We start from the raw sequence: 16,849 nt of genomic DNA, 5'->3' as shown, positions 1-16,849 counted from the left end.
TTTACCCGGTCATTCCCGCCAGTGCGGGAATGCTCACACGGCGTCGCTGCCGGTCTCGCCGGTGCGGATACGGATAATTTCTTCAATGGCGGTAATAAAGATTTTGCCGTCACCGATTTTGCCCGTCTGCGCCGACTTGGTGATCGCCTCGACAGCCTGCTCAACCATGCCGTCATCCACCGCCAGCTCCAACTTCACTTTGGGGAGAAAATCCACCACATACTCCGCGCCGCGATACAGCTCGGTATGCCCCTTTTGCCGGCCGAAGCCCTTGACTTCGGTAACGGTCATACCCTGCACACCCACCTCTGACAGAGCGGTGCGCACGTCATCGAGTTTGAACGGTTTGATTACAGCCGTGATCAATTTCATCAGATGCTTCCTTATAATGGGTCTTGCGCCACCTGTGTTACGTTTAAATTACGCTTCAACTTGACTCTCAAACGCAATTTTTTTCTCAATCTTTGCCCCACCGGAGGACAATCCGTAGCGGACTGTGACGCTGTCGAGGGCATACCATACACGCAAAAACCGGTAAAATCATCCCGGCGAATTGACCTGGCGCAAGGGTGTAAACGAAAGCTCCCGCCCGGTGGCGGCGGGCGGGAGACCGGGGCCGGTATCGCAGCCGGCCCGCCGCCAAACGCTTATTTGGTAGTGAACTCAGGGTAAGCTTCCATACCACATTCGGCCAGATCGACACCGTCGAATTCCTCCTCTTCGGTGACGCGAATACCCATCGCCGCCTTCAGCACAGCCCAGACAATCAGGCTGGTGACAAAGACCCAGCAGAAGATCACCGCGGCGCCGCCAAGCTGACCGAGGAAAGACGCATCACCATCGGTAATCGGCACTACCATGACACCGAAGAAACCCACCACACCGTGCACGGAGATGGCGCCGACCGGATCGTCGATCTTCAACTTGTCCAGTGCCAGGATGCTGAATACCACAATGATGCCACCCACCGCACCAATCAGCGTCGCCGCCAGGGGCGAGGGGTCCGCCGGCTCGGCGGTAATCGCCACCAGACCGGCCAGGGCACCGTTTAACGCCATGGTCAGATCGGCCTTGCCGAAAATAATGCGGGCCACGGCCAGCGCCGCAATCAGACCGCCGGCCGCCGCCGCGTTGGTGTTCAAAAAGACGTTGGCGACTTCGTTGGCCACAGCCACACCGCCGAGTTTCAACGTAGAACCACCGTTGAAACCAAACCACCCCATCCACAGGATAAACATACCGAGTGTGGCCAGCGGCAGATTAGCACCGGGAATGGCATTTACCTCACCGTTGGGACCGTATTTACCTTTGCGGGCGCCGAGCAGGATAACCCCTGCCAGGGCGGCGGCGGCACCGGCCATATGGACAATACCGGAACCGGCGTAGTCACTGTAGTTGAGCGCGCCGAACAACGGCACCTCTTTACCACCCCAGGTCCAGCCGCCCTCGACAGGATAGATAACACCGGTCATGACCACGGCAAATGCCAGGAACGCCCACAGCTTCATCCGCTCCGCCACCGCGCCGGAGACGATCGACATGGCCGTGGCCACGAATACCACCTGGAAGAAAAAGTCGGAGGCACCGGAGTAGACGGAATCGCCGTCAAAACCGTTTTCCGCCGAGTCCGCCAGCACCTGGGCGATAGCCCCGTCATCCATACCGGCCACGGTAGTGACCCCGGACAGGAAGTAGCCGCCGTCATACATGAAGTGGTAACCGCAAATCATATACATGGTGCAGGCAACGGCAAACAGCGCCACATTCTTGGTCAGGATTTCGGTGGTGTTTTTAGCGCGCACCAGCCCGCTTTCCAACATCGCGAACCCCGCCGCCATCCACATTACCAGTGCGCCGCAGATCAAAAAGTAAAACGTATCTATGGCGTACTGCAATTCGAAAATTTGGTTTTCCATAGCAGATCTCCCAGGAAATAAAAAGCTTTTTTATAATGCGTCTTCGCCGGTCTCGCCGGTGCGAATACGAATAACTTGTTCAAGTGTGGAAACGAAAATTTTGCCGTCACCGATTTTTCCGCTGTGCGCCGCTTTGCTGATCGCTTCAACAACGCTCTCGACTTGCGTCTCACTGATGGCGACTTCTATTTGTGTTTTCGGCAAAAAGTCCACAACGTATTCCGCACCGCGGTAAAGTTCAGTGTGACCTTTTTGCCGGCCAAAGCCCTTTACCTCGGTGACAGTGATACCTTGTACACCTATCTCCGATAAAGATTCGCGCACAGCATCTAATTTAAATGGCTTGATCACCGCTGTTACGAGTTTCATGATGCACTCCTTAGTGGATTGCTATAGCCCGCACCGGAGTGCGGGAAAATTAAGGGTTCTTTTTTTAAAAACCGTTAAGGGCTGTTTTTTATAAGCCGTTAAAGTCTTTTTTGTAAGCCGTTAAAGTCTTTTTTAAAACCCTTACCGACTCTTTTCTAAAACTCGTTAAAGACTTTTAGAGATCGAAAAAACAATACGGTCATCGGCGTTATCAAAGTCGTCGATATCAGTGCCGTACCAGGTCAGGCCCAGGTCGAGGTCAGCCACACTGTGGGTTACACCGATGGAGTAATCGATGTAATTGTCTTCACCCTCAACGACCTCATCATCGGCCTCGGTCAAGCCCACGTGCAGATCGAGACTGGTGGCTTCGCTGAGCGAAAAAGAGTAGCCCGCACTGAGAACAAAAGCATCGGGACCACCGTCGCCGAAGTATTCATCGGAATAAACTACGCTGAATTCAAAGTCATAAGCACTCAGACCAACCACAAACTCCTGGTAGTTCAATGCTGCTTCATCACCGGGATACATGAAGTAAATGTAGGAGAAATCCAAAGCTACATTTTCGGACAGCTCAAACCCATAGCCGCCGTAGAAATCCATCTCGGTGGTCACCTCGGAACCAAAGTCTACATTCGAAGCCCAGGTGCCCAGGTAAAAACCATTGCCGAAGTCCGCGTCAAAACCACCTTGAATCGCGCCTTTTTCGTTGGTCTGGGAAACACCGCGGAACACATAGTCGGTGGCCAGGGTGACATTGCCGGTGATCTCGACCGCCTGGGAAACCGCGGCACCAGAAACGAGGGCAATGCCGGCTGCCAGTTGAGTTAGTTTTTTCATTGTCTTCCTCCTAAGTAGATTCTCTGTGAGCCCTTGCCCATGCCGTTTTCCGTTATTGTTACACCCGCACGGTCTTTGTCTGAGTCAAAGGTAGATGTCATTTAGCACAGACCGGGCCAACTCTCTTTAGGCTTTATAAAACAACGAGTTAAAGAAAAACGAGGTCACCTGGGAGCGCCTCACGTGAAGCTACCGAGCTACCGGCGCACCACAATTGCGCAGCCACAACGGCACCGCGCTGGTGCGGGAGCAAAAATGGTGCATGGCGCTGGCGCGGCCGACAAAGTGCGCCAATTGCGTTAAAATTGTTCGCCCAGTCCGTCGATGAAAGGCTTTGTCATGTTTCCCCCACTGCCCAAGCAACTGTTTAAGCATCTCGCCGAGGACTTGAGCGAGGCCCTGGTGCAACGTGGTGGCGTACTGCCCCAAAAAGAACTGCAAGCGTTGCTGCAGTCGGCACTGGGCCGACTGAACCTGGTTACCAGGGAGGAATTCGATGCGCAGGCCGCAGTGCTGTTGCGCACGCGGGAAAAAGTAGAGCAACTGGAGAAAGAGGTAACGACACTGAGCGCGACAATCGCGTCGCTGCCGGCGCCGGAACAGAAGTGATGCCGGCACCGCACTCCATGCCCAGACCGCAGGCCGGCGGGTGAGTGCGGTTGGCTGGGCTCTACAACAAAGGGCGTGATTTGGATTACACTACAGGCCGCAGTCGCGTCCCGAAGCCACAGCCGGATCGCGATCGTTTTTTCAGGGAAGCTGTTTTTTCAAGCTCTTGTTTTCAAGCTAAGGAAGGCTTATGTCGCTCGCTATCGTTTACAGTCGCGCCCAAATCGGCATCGACGCCCCACTGGTTACCGTGGAAACCCATCTCTCCAACGGCCTGCCCGGGCTTTCCATCGTCGGCCTGCCCGAAACGGCCGTCAAAGAGAGCAAAGAACGGGTGCGCTGTGCACTGCTCAACAGCCATTTTGACTTCCCGGCCCGGCGCATCATTATCAACCTGGCGCCGGCGGATCTGCCCAAACAGGGCGGTCGCTATGACCTGGCCATCGCCCTGGGTATTTTGATTGCCTCGGATCAACTGCCCGGCAAGAAAGTGCGGGACTACGAATTTCTGGGAGAACTGGCACTGTCCGGCGACCTGCGCAGCGTGCGCGGGTGCCTGCCCGGCGCTATCGCCTGTGGAAAAGCCGGCAGAATGCTGGTGCTGCCCCGGGCCAATGGTGCCGAAGCTGCTCTTTGTGCCGATACCCAGGTATTTACTGCCACCAATCTGCTACGGGTCTGCGCCCACCTGCGCGCCCGCGAACCCCTGCCCCGGGCGGAACCCGCAGTGCTATCCACAACGTCGGATTACCCGGACTTAAGCGATGTAAAAGGCCAGGTGCAGGCCAAACGCGCACTGGAAATCGCCGCCGCCGGCGGCCACAACCTGCTGTTTTACGGTCCGCCCGGCACCGGCAAAACCATGCTCGCCAGTCGCCTGCCCGGGTTGCTGCCGCCCCTCGACGACGACGAGGCGCTGGCGGTGGCGGCCGTGCATTCGGTAGCCGGGGCCGATGTCGCCGGCTGCTGGCTGCGGCGGCCATTTCAATCGCCCCACCACACTGCCTCGGCGGTGGCCCTGGTCGGCGGCGGCAGCCAGCCAAAGCCCGGTGAAATCTCCCTGGCCCACAAGGGGGTGCTATTTCTGGACGAACTGCCCGAGTTCCAGCGCCAGGTGCTCGAAGTGTTGCGCGAGCCGCTGGAGTCCGGCGAGATATGTATTTCCCGGGCCCGCGCGCAGGTGCGCTTTCCGGCCGACTTCCAGTTGATTGCCGCTATGAATCCCTGCCCCTGCGGTTATCAAGGTGCGAACGACGGCCGCTGCAGTTGCACGCCGGATCAGTTGCGCCGCTACCGGGATAAGCTCTCCGGCCCCCTGCTGGACCGGATCGATTTGCAGGTGCCGGTTTTACAGTTGCGGTACAGTGAATTGCAATCGACCCATAGCGGTGAGACAACCGCCGTCGTGAGCGAACGGGTCTTCCAATGTCGATCGCTACAGATAAAGCGCCAGCAAAAAACCAATGCGCAACTGAATAACCGGGAGGTGGAAAAGCTGTGCCGGTTGGATCGACAACAGCAGCAACTGCTGGATCGGGCCATGAACAAACTCGGCTTCTCTGCGCGGGTTTACCATCGCATTCTGAAAGTGGCGCGCACCATTGCCGATCTGGGCGGGGAGGACGTTATGAAGACACCGCACCTGGCCGAGGCAATCACCTATCACGGATTAAACCGGAAGGGTTAGGCGGGTTATGGTGGTGCTGCCGGAGCCGCCATCACTGGACATTATTTAATTTCACTCTGACATGAATCCCACTTTCTTAAGCAAAACTGTGCTAATTGACCGGTCTGGCCCTGGCTGAAGCCTTCAGAAACACGCTGTGGACCCGTCCCTGGGAGCTTCACGACAGCATCCCTGCTGTCGAGAGTTTCTGAAGGCTTCAGCCAGGGCCAGACCTACCTCCAGTACAATTAATCGAGATCGATGTGGCTGGAGCGGTGACCGATCAACTGGCACAGTTTTACTTAACTAAGTGCCATTCAGGTCTGACCCGAATGGCACTTGGTTAAGAGACCTTGCACCCATTTACCGATCTCTGTCCCAGTCGTATTGGTCTTGCTTAAGAATACTGCGGGTAGGTCTGCCTCTGGAGAGGGCTTTCAGAAACTCTCGACAGCAGGGATGCTGTAGAGAAGTCCCCAGGGACGGGTTCACGACGTGTTTCTGAAAGCCCTCTCCAGAGGCAGGCCGGTCAATTAGCACAGTTTTGCTTAACCAAGTGCCATTCAGGTCTGACCCCAAACATTTACCATAATGACTGTTAACCACTGGCTCTCAATGCCAACACCCGATCCAACTCATCAAACGCCACAGGCTCACAAAGATGAAAACCCTGCACCTGATCGCAGCGGCACTGGCGCAAAAAACTCAGTTGGGCCTTTGATTCCACCCCGACCGCCACCACGTTTTTTTCCATACTGTGGGCAAACGCGATCATGGACCGCACCAGACGGCGGTCGTTGGCGTTGCTGTCGATGTTATCGATAAACTGCCGGTCAATTTTCAGTGTGGACAAGGGTATGCGCTGCAGGTGAACAAACGACGAAACCCCGGTACCGAAGTCATCCAAAGCAAAATTCACCCCCATCTGCGCCAGGGCGCGGATACACAAACTGACCCGGTCGAGGTTTGCCATCACCGTGGTTTCGGTGAGTTCGAATTCCAGGTGGCGGCTGTCTACTCCCGTCTCAGCCAGAATGCCGGCGATACGGGTAACCAGGCTGTTGTCGGTAAACTGCCGCAGCGACAGGTTCACCGCCACATTCAACGCCGGCGACTGCAGCGCACGCAGCCGCCGTAAATCCTCACAGGCCTGCTGCACCACCCAATAGCCGATATCAACAATCAGCCCGGAGCTCTCCGCGGTGGCGAGAAACGCCTCCGGCATCAACAGCCCCCGCTGTGGATGGCACCAGCGGATCAGCGCCTCCAACGCCACCATATTACCGCTGCCGATATCGATCCGGGGCTGGTAGTGAAGTACAAATTCACCCTCGCTCAACGCCTGCCGCAACTCGCCTTCCAAAACCAATTGCCGGCGCGCCTGCTCATTCATCACTTCGGTGAAAAACCGGTAGGTGCTGCCCTCCTCCTGCTTCGCCTGATACATGGCCATATCCGCATGCTTTTGCAACGTGTCGGCGTCGCGGCCGGCATCCGGGTACACCGCGATGCCCAGGCTGCAACCGATGGTTACCTGCTGGCCGCTCAAATAATAGGGCCGGGTAATCTCGGTCACTATCTTCTGCGCGATATGAACGATGCTGGTGGTGGAGGCGGTGGCCTCCAATAGAATGGTGAATTCGTCGCCGCCGATACGGGCCACGGAATCGCTCTTGCGCATACAGGTACTGAGTCGCTCGGCGCAGGCGCGAATCAGGGCATCGCCGACATCGTGACCATAGCTGTCGTTAACCAGCTTAAAGTCATCGAGGTCCATATACATCAGGGTAAACGGCCGCTGGCCCCGCTCCGCCAGTTGCAGTGCGTGTTCGAGACGGTCGCGGAACAAGATGCGATTGGGCACGTTGGTAAGGATGTCGTAGTGCGCGAGCCTGGCCAGTTTCAACTCCGCCGCCTTGCGCTCGATCGCATAGCGCAGGGTGCGCTCCAGCAGTTGCGAGTCGATACTGCCCTTGACCAGGTAGTCAGAGGCACCGGTGCGGATAATCTGCCGGTCGAGTTCCGCCTCCATCTCATCGGTCATCACCAGGATCGGCACCTGGCAACCCATGGTGCGGGCACCCTCCAGCAGGTCGCGGCCATTGCCGTTGCCCCAGTGATAATCGAGCAGCACCACGTCGTACTGATCGGTCATCAGTTCATCCATGGCGTACTCGAGCCGATCGCACCAGGTCAGCCGATAGTCCGTATGACGCACCTGCCGCAGCAGGTCGCCCACCAGCAGATACTCCGCGTGTTCGTTATTGATGAATAAGATTTTTATTGTGGTATCCATGACAGTGCGCGCCGTGACGCAAGGGTGTCAGACCTCCTGCCACAATTACCAGGTGAAAAGTTCACAACGAAGTACGACTGCCTGCTGGCACCCGTTGCCATAATCATGTCTTACGTTTAGCACTGAAACTGTAGCAATTCCAATTTAGCCGGGCCAAGGTAAATATTTCACAGCTCCGCCTGCCTGTATTTGTCCGGCGCTGTGAATCGGTAGACGTTGAATCACAATGCCGGGTTGCTACAATGCCGGGCTACTACAACGCCTGATCGCCGCCGGCCCGACTGCACCTCAGCGGACCCGCTATTTCTATGGCCCGCAAGATTCTGCCAATAACCGTCTGTAGTAGCCGACCTGAGTAGCCGACATGAGTAGACGACGTGACCCAACTCAACCCCCGACAGCGCGAAGCCGTGCGCTACATCGACGGCCCCTGCCTGGTACTGGCCGGCGCCGGCAGCGGCAAAACCAGTGTCATCACCCGCAAGATCGCCTACCTGATTGAGGCGTGCGGCCTGGCGGCGCGACACATTGCGGCGGTCACCTTTACCAACAAGGCCTCCCGGGAAATGCGCGAGCGGGTTACCGGCCTGGTCAACCGCCAGGGCGCCAAGGGCCTGACCGTCTCAACCTTTCACAATCTGGGTCTCACTATCATCCGCCGCGAATACAAACAGCTCGGCTTCAAGCCGGGGTTTTCCATATTCGACGCCGAGGACGCCCGCAGCCTGCTGAAAGAGCTGATGCTGAAGGACGGCGACCTGGATACCGACCACCTCGACCGGGTGCGGCACCAGATATCCAACTGGAAAAACGACCTCACCACCCCGGCGGGGGCCGCCAGCCGGGCTGCCAGCCGCGGCGAGGAAGCCATAGCCCTGATCTACCAGCGCTACAACCAGGCCCTGAAAGCCTATAATGCGGTGGACTTCGACGACCTGATTTTAACGCCGGTGCAATTGTTCCAGGACAATCCGGAGGTACTGGAGCGCTGGCAGCGCAAAATTCGCTACCTGCTGGTCGACGAATACCAGGACACCAACTCCAGCCAGTACCTGCTGGTGAAACAGTTGATCGGGCCGCGCGGCGCACTGACGGTGGTGGGCGACGATGACCAGTCGATCTACGCCTGGCGCGGCGCCCGCCCGGAAAACCTGTCGCTGCTGCGGCACGACTTCCCGAACCTCAATGTTATCAAACTGGAACAGAACTACCGCTCCACTCAGCGGGTGCTGAAGACCGCCAATCACCTGATCGCCCATAACCCCCACGAGTTCGAGAAAACTCTCTGGAGCGAGATGGCGTTTGGCGAACCGATCCGGGTTGTCCGCTGCCCCAATGAGGACGGCGAGGCGGAACGGGTCGCCACCGAGATACTGACCCAGCGCCTGAACCGGCAGATCAAATTTCGCGACTTCGCGGTGCTCTACCGCGGCAATCACCAGTCGCGCCTGCTGGAGCTGAAACTGCAACAGCACCAGATTCCCTACAACATCAGCGGCGGCACCTCGTTTTTTGCCCGTACCGAGATCAAGGACATCATGGCCTACCTGCGCCTGGTGGTAAATTCGGACGACGACAATGCGTTTTTGCGCGTCATCAATACCCCGCGCCGCCAGATCGGCACCAGCACGCTGGAGGCGCTTGGCCGCTATGCCACCGAACGCCATATCAGCTTGTTCGATGCCTGCGGGGAAATAGGCATTCAGAGCCAGATTCCGCAAAAAGGTGTCGAGCGGCTGCAGCGGTTTACCGCCTGGCTGCGGGGTATCGGCACCCGGGCTCGGCAGGGCTGCGCGGTGCAGGCGATAAGGGAAATGGTGGAGGATATCGATTACGAGGGCTGGTTACACCAGAACGCCAGCAGCGCCAAGGTGGCGGAAAGACGCATGGAAAATGTCTGGTACCTGGTGGAATCCATCCGCAAGATGCTGGAGCAGCGCGGCGACGAGGACAGCGCCGACGACAGTCAGCTGGAGGCGGCTATCGCCAAGCTGGTGTTGCGCGACCTGCTCGAGCGCCAGGAGGAGGAGGACCTGTCCGACCAGGTGCAGTTAATGACCCTGCACGCCTCCAAAGGCCTGGAGTTTCCCCACGTCTTTATCGTCGGCATGGAAGAGGAGTTGCTGCCCCATCGCAGCAGTATCGAAGAGGACAATATCGAGGAGGAACGGCGCCTCACCTATGTGGGTATAACCCGCGCCCAGCGCACTTTGACCCTGACGCTGGCGGGTAAGCGCAAGCAGTTCGGCGAGGTCATCGAGACCTCGCCCAGCCGCTTTCTGGAGGAACTGCCGGAAGAGGAAGTGGAGTGGGAGGGCTTTGGCCAGCACTCCCCAGAGCAGAATCAGCAAAAGGGCGAGGCGACCCTCAGCGGGCTGCTGAATATGTTTGACTGAGTCGCAAGCCCGCCACAATCCTTGCCCGCTGGGAGTTGTGAGTCTTTACTTGCTGTTTTCCAACATGTAATCCACCGAGGCTTTGATCTCGTCATCGGAGCAGTCCATACACAGCCCCTTGGCCGGCATGGCGTTGATACCGTTGATGGCGTTGGCGTAGAGGGTATCCAACCCTTTATCCAGCCGCGCCGTCCAATCCTCAGGTGCGCCCAGCTTGGGCGCACCGGACACGCCGACGGCGTGACAGGTGGTACACGAGGTATCGTACACCTGCGCACCGGAGCGCGGCCCGGCGGGGGCGGCAGCCACCACGGCGCCGGCACAGTCATCGCCCGCCATACACAATTCACCTGAGGGCTTGATCCGCTCCTTCAGGGATTCAGTGCGATCCGCAGCGTAGGCGGCGGCCACAAGCACCAGCCCCAGACCGGCTGCACCCAGCAGGCTGACAATATTTTTCAGTTGGCTCACGATGGTTTCCTCTTAATGCTCTCAGCCCTTGGCGTTATTGGCCCATGGCGTCTGGGGAGGTTAATGCAGATGGCCCGCCAGCTGTAACCAAACTCAGGGGACCGATTTTGCCGAGGCGGCATTATAGCGATAATTCGCAGCGCGACAAAGTTAGCCTTGCGCCCGGGTTTGCCTGGCCCCGAGACCGGGCTGGACCCAAGCTGAGCTGAACTCAAGCGGCATTGAACCATAGCAGCCTGAATCAGACCGGTCTTACCCCGGTAAGTACAGCCCGGCGCTCCACCGATGCCACCCAAGCCGTACGACCAATGGGAGCCATGCCTTGTCAGACGCGCGATGGTGTGGCGCCGCCGCTCTACTGCGCTCACGAATCTCGCAAACCACGCGACCCTGGCGCCATATGGCGAAGCACCGGGCTCACGGTTAAGCATAGACCCTGGCAGCAGGAAGGGGGAAATCGGCGCAGTAACGCTGGCAGTCACCACCGGCAAAGACGCGCAATCGCGAACGCAAATTTCGGCACACCCACAGCGGCAGCTTTGCAGGCGTCGCAGTCAAAACGATACCGGCGTTCCGGTATTAATCTTATCCGCTAAGCGCTAGAGTTGGCTTTCCGGCATCGCGACCCCACGCGATCGCCTGCAAACGGAGACCGTCATCACAATGAACACGATTGACGTATGGGCGCAAATCGTAACACCGCGCATGGCCAAGGCGCCCTGGCTGGCAACTCTGCTGCGCTGGACCGGGCAGAATGAAGACGACATGCTGCCCACGCCCGCCTCGACCCTGCAGGCGATGGATGCCGCCGGTATCGACCTGGCGCTGCTGTCGGCCTGGCACGGACCCGATGGGGCGCTGATAACCAACCAAGAGGTGAGTGACCAGATAGACGCAGCGCCTGAGCGTTTTCGAGGACTCGCCTCGGTCGACCTGCACAACCCCATGCAGGCGGTGCGGGACATCCGCAGGTGGGTGGACGGCGAGCGCTTTGTCGGAGTACGAGTGGTACCCTGGCTGTGGGACCTGCCGCCGAACGATCGGCGCTACTACCCGATCTACGCCGCCTGTATCGACGCCGGGGTGCCTTTCTGCACCCAGATCGGCCACACCGGCCCACTGCGGCGCTCGGAAACCGGACGCCCGATTCCCTACCTGGAGGACGTGCTGCTGGAGTTCCCGGAACTTGTGGTGGTGGGGGGCCATGTGGGCTTTCCCTGGGTCGACGAGTTGGTTTCCCTGACGGTCAAGTTTCCCAATTTTCATGTCGACACTTCAGCCTATGCCCTGCACCGGTTGCCACCGGACTTTGTGGCCTTTCTCAAGGGCCCCGGCCGCAAGCGGGTGATGTTCGGCACCAACTGGCCCATGTTGACACCCACCCAGTGCCTCGCCGGCCTGGACGGACTGGACCTGGCCGATACCCAGCGCGAGGCGTTTCTCTGTGGGAATGCGCGGCGGGTATTTAAGCTGTAGCGAACATGGACGCCGGCAGGTGGAGATCAGTATTGTTGCGGTTCAGCACCGACCGGGCAAGTTAACACTGGCAGTGTCCAGCGCTGACCGGCGAGGGCGGTCGGACGGCGCTGGCGTGCAGTTGCGACTTACCGCCACTCACCCGCAGCTCAGCTGGATAGAACGTGAAGAGATATGATGAAGGATTGACGGAACCAGTGATTGACCTGAGACAGCTCCGACATTTCATCGCCGTTGCCGAGGAGCTTCATTTCCATCGCGCAGCAAAGCGGCTCAATATGTCTCAACCACCGCTAACGGCAACTGTCCGACGGCTGGAAGACGAGATCGGCGCCGAACTGCTGGAACGCGGCAACCGAATCATTCGATTGACGCCTGCCGGAAAGGCTCTGCTCGTGCATGCGCGGTTGACTGTTGAACAGGCGGACTTAGCCGTCGCCGCTGCTCGGGATGCGGCGGCCGGGAGGGTCGGAACCCTCCGAGTGAGCTATGTCGGCAGCGCGATGTATGGCCGCCTGGCAACGACGGTGCGCGCTTTCCGGCGCAGCTTTCCCAATGTCCGACTTGAACTCAAGGAAGCAACGACCGCCGCTCAAGTCATGGCGTTGCGCGAAGGGACGAGCGACGTCGCCGTGCTCGTCCCTCCGCTCCCGGACGCAGCCGGACTCAACATGATCCCATTCGATGAGGATTGTTTCGCCATCGCTTTGCCGGCGGCGCATAAGCTTGCGGGCAAGGCGGATGTGACTCTGTCCGACGTGGCGGACGAGCCCTTCGTCATGTGGCCGGCAGCGGAAGGTCGCGGTTTCCACACCCAGGTCGTCCAGCTCTGCGCGGCTGAGGGGTTCGTACCGCAGGTGGTCCAAGAGGCCCACCAGATACACGGCGTTCTCGCCTTGGTCGCTATCGAGATCGGCGTCTCGGTCGTGCCGGCCAGTATGACCGGGTTCCGCGCGGGAGAGATTGTCTATCGGCCTCTCACGATCGAGGGTTCAAGCTTCACTCTATTCCTTTGTCATCGCGATGAAGCGCCAGGCACGGTTGGACAGAACTTTCTAGAAATAGCCTCACGATAGTTTTTGCATATCGTAGGGCCTATTAGATGGTATTGGACGGATCAAAACATAGGGCATAAGCTCCTCCTCAGTTTGATGAGGAGATGAAATTGATCCGTTTCGACAATCGCGTCGCCATAGTGACCGGGGCCGGTCGCGGCCTTGGTTTTGCTTACGCCAAACTTCTCGCCCAACGTGGTGCACGGGTCGTCATTCACGATATCGGCGCCGATACTAATGGCGCGGGTCACGACTCCTCCGTTGCGAGAGCCGCCGCGGAACGACTGCGTGCGCAGGGCTTTGAGGCCAGCGCCGCAAGTGGCTCGATCGAAACCCGGAGCGGCTGCGGCGCGTTGATCGAGGACGCCCTGTCTACCCATGGACGCCTCGACATCCTCATCCACAATGCCGGCTGGGTCGGCTATCAGACGATCGAAGAGCTGGAGCCGGATTTTCTGGCCCGGATGATGGCTCTCGGTGTGGAGACGCCCCTGTGGCTGGCGCAATCGATATGGCCGACCATGAAAGCGCAGGGTTACGGCCGTGTTCTTCTGACCACCTCCTGTCGCGCACTCTATCCTCAATATGCACAGGCTGGTCTCACAGCCTATGCCGCGGCCAAGATGGCGACGATCGGGGTCGTCAATATACTCGCACACGAAGGCGAGCCCCACGGCATCCTTGTCAACGCCATCTCTCCGGTCGCCAAGACGCGAATGTGGGGCGTCGACGGCGAGCCTGACGAGCTGTGCTGCGATGCGGTCGCACCTGGCGCGGCCTTTCTGGTGTCGGAGGCCTGCCGCGCCAGCGCCTGGGTGCTGCGCGCAAGCAACGGACAGTTTCATGCGCTGAAGGCGCGCGAAGCGGAGGGCGTCGACTACCCACGCGATCTGCGAGCCGTGACGGCCGACAGTCCGGAAGCGGTCGCGGCCGGCTGGGATCGCATCGGCCCTGCCGTTGCGGAGCCCAGGGGATGAAAACCGTCACGCCCGACATTAGCAAAGCGGTCGAGATCGACGCTACCATCGGGGAGAGCCCGGTATGGAGTGCGAAACACAAACGGCTGCTCTGGATCGATATCACGGGTCGCAAGCTGCACGCTTACGATCCAGCAGCGGGGCGTAACGAGACACTGGACCTTCCGGAAGTTGTCGGGGCGCTTGCGGAGGATCCATCAGGCGCACTTACACTTGGGCTTGGATGCGATCTCGCCCGGCTGATGCCGGAAGGCAAGGCCGAGGCCTTCGCGCGGGCTCCGCATGCGGGCCCGAGCTTTCGATTCAATGACGGAAAGTACGATCGCAAAGGTCGGCTATTCACCGGACTCATGAACACTGTGCGGCGAAAGGAAAGCGGTATTCTCTACCGCTATGATCCTGACGGAGCCTGGCATGTTTGTGACGAAGGCTTTGACTTGCCCAATGGCCTCGAATGGAGCCGCGACGGACTGACCTTCTATTTCACGGATTCGCACAAGGGTGAGATCTACGCCTACGATTTCGATCCAGAGTCCGGCGAACTCAGTCACCGGCGACTGTTCTTCAGCATCGACCCGGCCGTAGGAAAGCCGGACGGCCTGACCATCGACGCTGATGGCTTCCTGCTCAGCGTCCTCTTCGACGGTTACGCCATCCTGCGCATAGACCCAGACGGCAAGGTAGAGCGCAGGATCAGGCTGCCGGTTCCGCGGCCCACAAGTTCAGCATTCTCCGAAGACAGGCGGCATCTGTTCGTCACCACAGCGAGAATTGGCCTGAGTGCGGCTGACCTCGGAGCCGCGCCGGCATCAGGCGCGCTGCTGCAACTCGACTATGAAGGAGCCCTAAAATGAAGATATTGCTCTCGGTCGCGGCGATTGCTACGGCACTTGGTATGAGTGCTGTTCTGGCGGAGATCAAGCGTCATGATTTCAACGTCCAAAGTGAGCCGGGCATTCAGCTTCAAGTCCGCGAGGTGAGCGACGCCCAAGCTGCCGCAGGCAAGCCACCCGTCATCCTCCTCCATGGCGCTCGGGTGCCGGGGGTGGCCTCGTTCGACCTGCCGGTCGACGGCGGTTCACTCGCCGCCGACTTGGCGCGAGCCGGGCATCGTGTCTTTGTCATGGATGCGCGCGGCTATGGCGGGTCGACACGTATCGGCCAAGACGGAGCTCGACAAGGCGCGCCTCTGGTGAACTCCAACGAGGTGGTTCGTGATATTCACGCTGTGGTGGGGGCGACGAAGGAACGGACAGCCGCGTCAGAGGTGGCGTTGCTCGGCTGGGCCACAGGCGGGCATTGGGCAGGCATGTACGCAAGCCTCTACCCGGATGCTGTCAATCATGTCGTTATCTACAACGCGCTCTATGGCGCCCATGAAGGTCACGAACACCTGGGACGCGGCACTTTCATGTCCGACCCCAACGATCCCAACCGCTTCAACACAGAACGCTTCGGCACCTACCGCCTGAACACTGCGGACTCCCTCCTGCCGTCCTGGGATCGCGCAATTCCCGTAGAGGATAAGACTGCATGGCGTGACCCGGAGGTCGCCGCGGCCTACCAGCAAGCCGCGCTCGCTTCGGACCCTACCGCGCAGCGCCGTAACCCGCCTTCTTTTCGCGCGCCTTCAGGCGCGATGGAGGACTCTTTCTACCTTGCCCTGGGCCGCCAGCTTTGGGACGCAGCGTCTATTACGGGACGTGTTCTGATTATCCGTTCCGAGAACGACTTCTGGAGTCGACCGGAAGACATGATCATGCTGCAAAACCATCTTATCAACGCCGCCGAGGTGGAGGCGATTACGATCCCTAACGCGACACATCATGTGCACCTCGACCGCGGTGAAAGGGGACGCGATGCGTTCCTTCAGGCCGTGACGGCGTTTCTCTCTCGTTGATCCATATCGGGGGATGACTTTTCGGCAGGTATCTCAGTGGCAGCAAGCCAGCTCAGTTGGCGTCAGCAGTGCCCGAGAATTAGACCGGTTGCTGTCGGACTTTGTGGCGTTTCGCTGTGGGACTGCGCGGCGGTTATTTAAGCTGTAGCGAGCATGGACTCCTGCAGTAGAGATAAGTATCATTGCGGCTCAGTGTCGGCCGAGTAAGCAGGGCATTGGCAGTGGGCAGAGCTGACCACTGCTGTTGCAGCCGGATGGCGCTGGCACACATTTGGAACTCACCGCTACCCGCCCGTAGCTCAGCTGGATAGAGCGTTGCCCTCCGGAGGCAAAGGTCAGAGGTTCGAATCCTCTCGGGCGGGCCATTCTGCGAATGCCCCTGGTCCGGATTGCCAGCCACCAAGCAAAGCTTGGCGGCGTGACCTGCGGCTGCCAGGAGCGGGCCCATGCCAGCATTTGCATGCCCCAAGTGTTCATATCTCCCCAATACGCAACGGTTTTCTCTCTCAACCAAGGCGCCTGCATCCAACTGAGACTTAGTCCCGCACTCAGAACGGCAATGGTGTCGGGCAACGCCGGCAACTGGCGTAAACAATTATCGTTTTCCACCGCGATAATATAATCCACCGGCAGCGGCGTCTGCGCCAATTCCCGATCGCCCACCCGCGGAAGCGCTTGACCAGCTTCACCCCACCTATTAGTATGGCCGCCCCCAACGCACCCGTAGCTCAGCTGGATAGAGTAGGTGGCTTCGAACCACTTGGTCGGGAGTTCGAATCTCTCCGGGTGCGCCATTTTGCTTCTTTGACCCGAATTATTACCTAAGCACTTGAATAGTAAGGTAGTTTTTGGTGATTAAAGCCTTTTTCCGCGTTCTT

General features: G+C 58.9%; 14 protein-coding genes, 2 tRNA genes and 1 pseudogene. 10 read left to right on the top strand and 7 right to left on the bottom strand.

Annotated features, from left to right (window positions below; genetic code table 11):
* Positions 1-33: 33 nt before the first annotated feature.
* The 4 genes from FKG94_RS20770 to FKG94_RS20755 form a co-directional block, all read right to left on the bottom strand.
* The gene (locus FKG94_RS20770) at positions 34-372 is read right to left on the bottom strand and encodes a P-II family nitrogen regulator (protein ID WP_142928862.1); all 339 of its coding nucleotides are present in this window, start codon (positions 370-372) and stop codon (positions 34-36) included.
* Between the two features lie 275 nt (positions 373-647).
* A complete protein-coding gene (locus FKG94_RS20765; RefSeq protein ID WP_142928861.1) occupies positions 648-1,916 on the bottom strand; it encodes an ammonium transporter in 1,269 nt (422 codons plus the stop codon).
* Positions 1,917-1,946: 30 nt separating this feature from the next.
* Positions 1,947-2,285: a P-II family nitrogen regulator gene (gene glnK, locus FKG94_RS20760; protein WP_142928860.1), complete on the bottom strand. Its 339-nt coding sequence runs from the start codon at positions 2,283-2,285 to the stop codon at positions 1,947-1,949.
* A gap of 165 nt (positions 2,286-2,450) precedes the next feature.
* On the bottom strand, positions 2,451-3,125 hold the full coding sequence (locus tag FKG94_RS20755; protein ID WP_142928859.1) for a TorF family putative porin: 675 nt from the start codon (positions 3,123-3,125) through the stop codon (positions 2,451-2,453).
* A 339-nt stretch (positions 3,126-3,464) separates the two neighbouring features.
* Here FKG94_RS20755 and FKG94_RS20750 point away from each other — a divergent pair, with 339 nt between their 5' ends.
* Together FKG94_RS20750 and FKG94_RS20745 are read left to right on the top strand one after the other, a co-directional pair.
* Positions 3,465-3,734, top strand: a complete 270-nt coding sequence (locus FKG94_RS20750; RefSeq protein WP_142928858.1) for an accessory factor UbiK family protein — start codon at positions 3,465-3,467, stop codon at positions 3,732-3,734.
* 190 nt (positions 3,735-3,924) lie between these two features.
* Positions 3,925-5,421, top strand: coding sequence for a YifB family Mg chelatase-like AAA ATPase (locus tag FKG94_RS20745; protein ID WP_142928857.1), 1,497 nt, complete (start codon positions 3,925-3,927; stop codon positions 5,419-5,421).
* A 577-nt stretch (positions 5,422-5,998) separates the two neighbouring features.
* On the opposite strand, the gene FKG94_RS20740 is transcribed toward FKG94_RS20745, so the two are convergent.
* Positions 5,999-7,696: an EAL domain-containing protein gene (locus tag FKG94_RS20740; RefSeq protein ID WP_142928856.1), complete on the bottom strand. Its 1,698-nt coding sequence runs from the start codon at positions 7,694-7,696 to the stop codon at positions 5,999-6,001.
* Between the two features lie 377 nt (positions 7,697-8,073).
* On the opposite strand from FKG94_RS20740, the gene rep reads away from it, so the two are divergent.
* On the top strand, positions 8,074-10,092 hold the full coding sequence (rep, locus tag FKG94_RS20735; protein WP_142928855.1) for a DNA helicase Rep: 2,019 nt from the start codon (positions 8,074-8,076) through the stop codon (positions 10,090-10,092).
* Positions 10,093-10,137: 45 nt separating this feature from the next.
* On the opposite strand, the gene FKG94_RS20730 is transcribed toward rep, so the two are convergent.
* Positions 10,138-10,563, bottom strand: coding sequence for a c-type cytochrome (locus tag FKG94_RS20730; protein ID WP_218943592.1), 426 nt, complete (start codon positions 10,561-10,563; stop codon positions 10,138-10,140).
* Positions 10,564-11,226: 663 nt separating this feature from the next.
* Here FKG94_RS20730 and FKG94_RS20725 point away from each other — a divergent pair.
* From FKG94_RS20725 to FKG94_RS20700, 6 genes are all read left to right on the top strand, one after another.
* Positions 11,227-12,039 carry an amidohydrolase family protein gene (locus tag FKG94_RS20725; RefSeq protein WP_142928854.1) on the top strand — a complete coding sequence of 271 codons (813 nt, stop codon included), beginning with the start codon at positions 11,227-11,229 and terminating at the stop codon, positions 12,037-12,039.
* A 197-nt stretch (positions 12,040-12,236) separates the two neighbouring features.
* The gene (locus FKG94_RS20720; protein WP_142928853.1) at positions 12,237-13,115 is read left to right on the top strand and encodes a LysR family transcriptional regulator; all 879 of its coding nucleotides are present in this window, start codon (positions 12,237-12,239) and stop codon (positions 13,113-13,115) included.
* An 89-nt stretch (positions 13,116-13,204) separates the two neighbouring features.
* A complete protein-coding gene (locus FKG94_RS20715) occupies positions 13,205-14,071 on the top strand; it encodes an SDR family NAD(P)-dependent oxidoreductase (RefSeq protein ID WP_142928852.1) in 867 nt (288 codons plus the stop codon).
* The gene (locus tag FKG94_RS20710) at positions 14,068-14,925 is read left to right on the top strand and encodes an SMP-30/gluconolactonase/LRE family protein (protein ID WP_142928851.1); all 858 of its coding nucleotides are present in this window, start codon (positions 14,068-14,070) and stop codon (positions 14,923-14,925) included. The genes FKG94_RS20715 and FKG94_RS20710 overlap by 4 nt, the downstream gene beginning before the upstream one ends.
* Entirely contained in the window at positions 14,922-15,971 is a 1,050-nt protein-coding gene (locus FKG94_RS20705; RefSeq protein ID WP_142928850.1) for an alpha/beta hydrolase, read from the top strand. Before FKG94_RS20710 ends, FKG94_RS20705 begins: the two co-directional genes overlap by 4 nt.
* Positions 15,972-16,259: 288 nt before the next feature.
* Positions 16,260-16,336: transfer RNA gene (locus FKG94_RS20700), tRNA-Arg, on the top strand.
* A 61-nt stretch (positions 16,337-16,397) separates the two neighbouring features.
* On the opposite strand, the pseudogene FKG94_RS29605 reads toward FKG94_RS20700, so the two are convergent.
* Positions 16,398-16,634 (bottom strand): annotated as a pseudogene (locus tag FKG94_RS29605) (Wadjet anti-phage system protein JetD domain-containing protein); the annotation flags it as partial.
* Positions 16,635-16,688: 54 nt separating this feature from the next.
* Here FKG94_RS29605 and FKG94_RS20690 point away from each other — a divergent pair.
* Positions 16,689-16,765: transfer RNA gene (locus FKG94_RS20690), tRNA-Arg, on the top strand.
* The last annotated feature ends 84 nt before the right edge of the window (positions 16,766-16,849 follow it).

Origin of the sequence: Exilibacterium tricleocarpae, assembly GCF_007004655.1 — a bacterium.
Lineage (GTDB): Bacteria > Pseudomonadota > Gammaproteobacteria > Pseudomonadales > Cellvibrionaceae > Exilibacterium > Exilibacterium tricleocarpae.
Note: the sequence above shows the minus strand (reverse complement) of the source record. Positions and strands in the feature narration are given on the sequence as shown.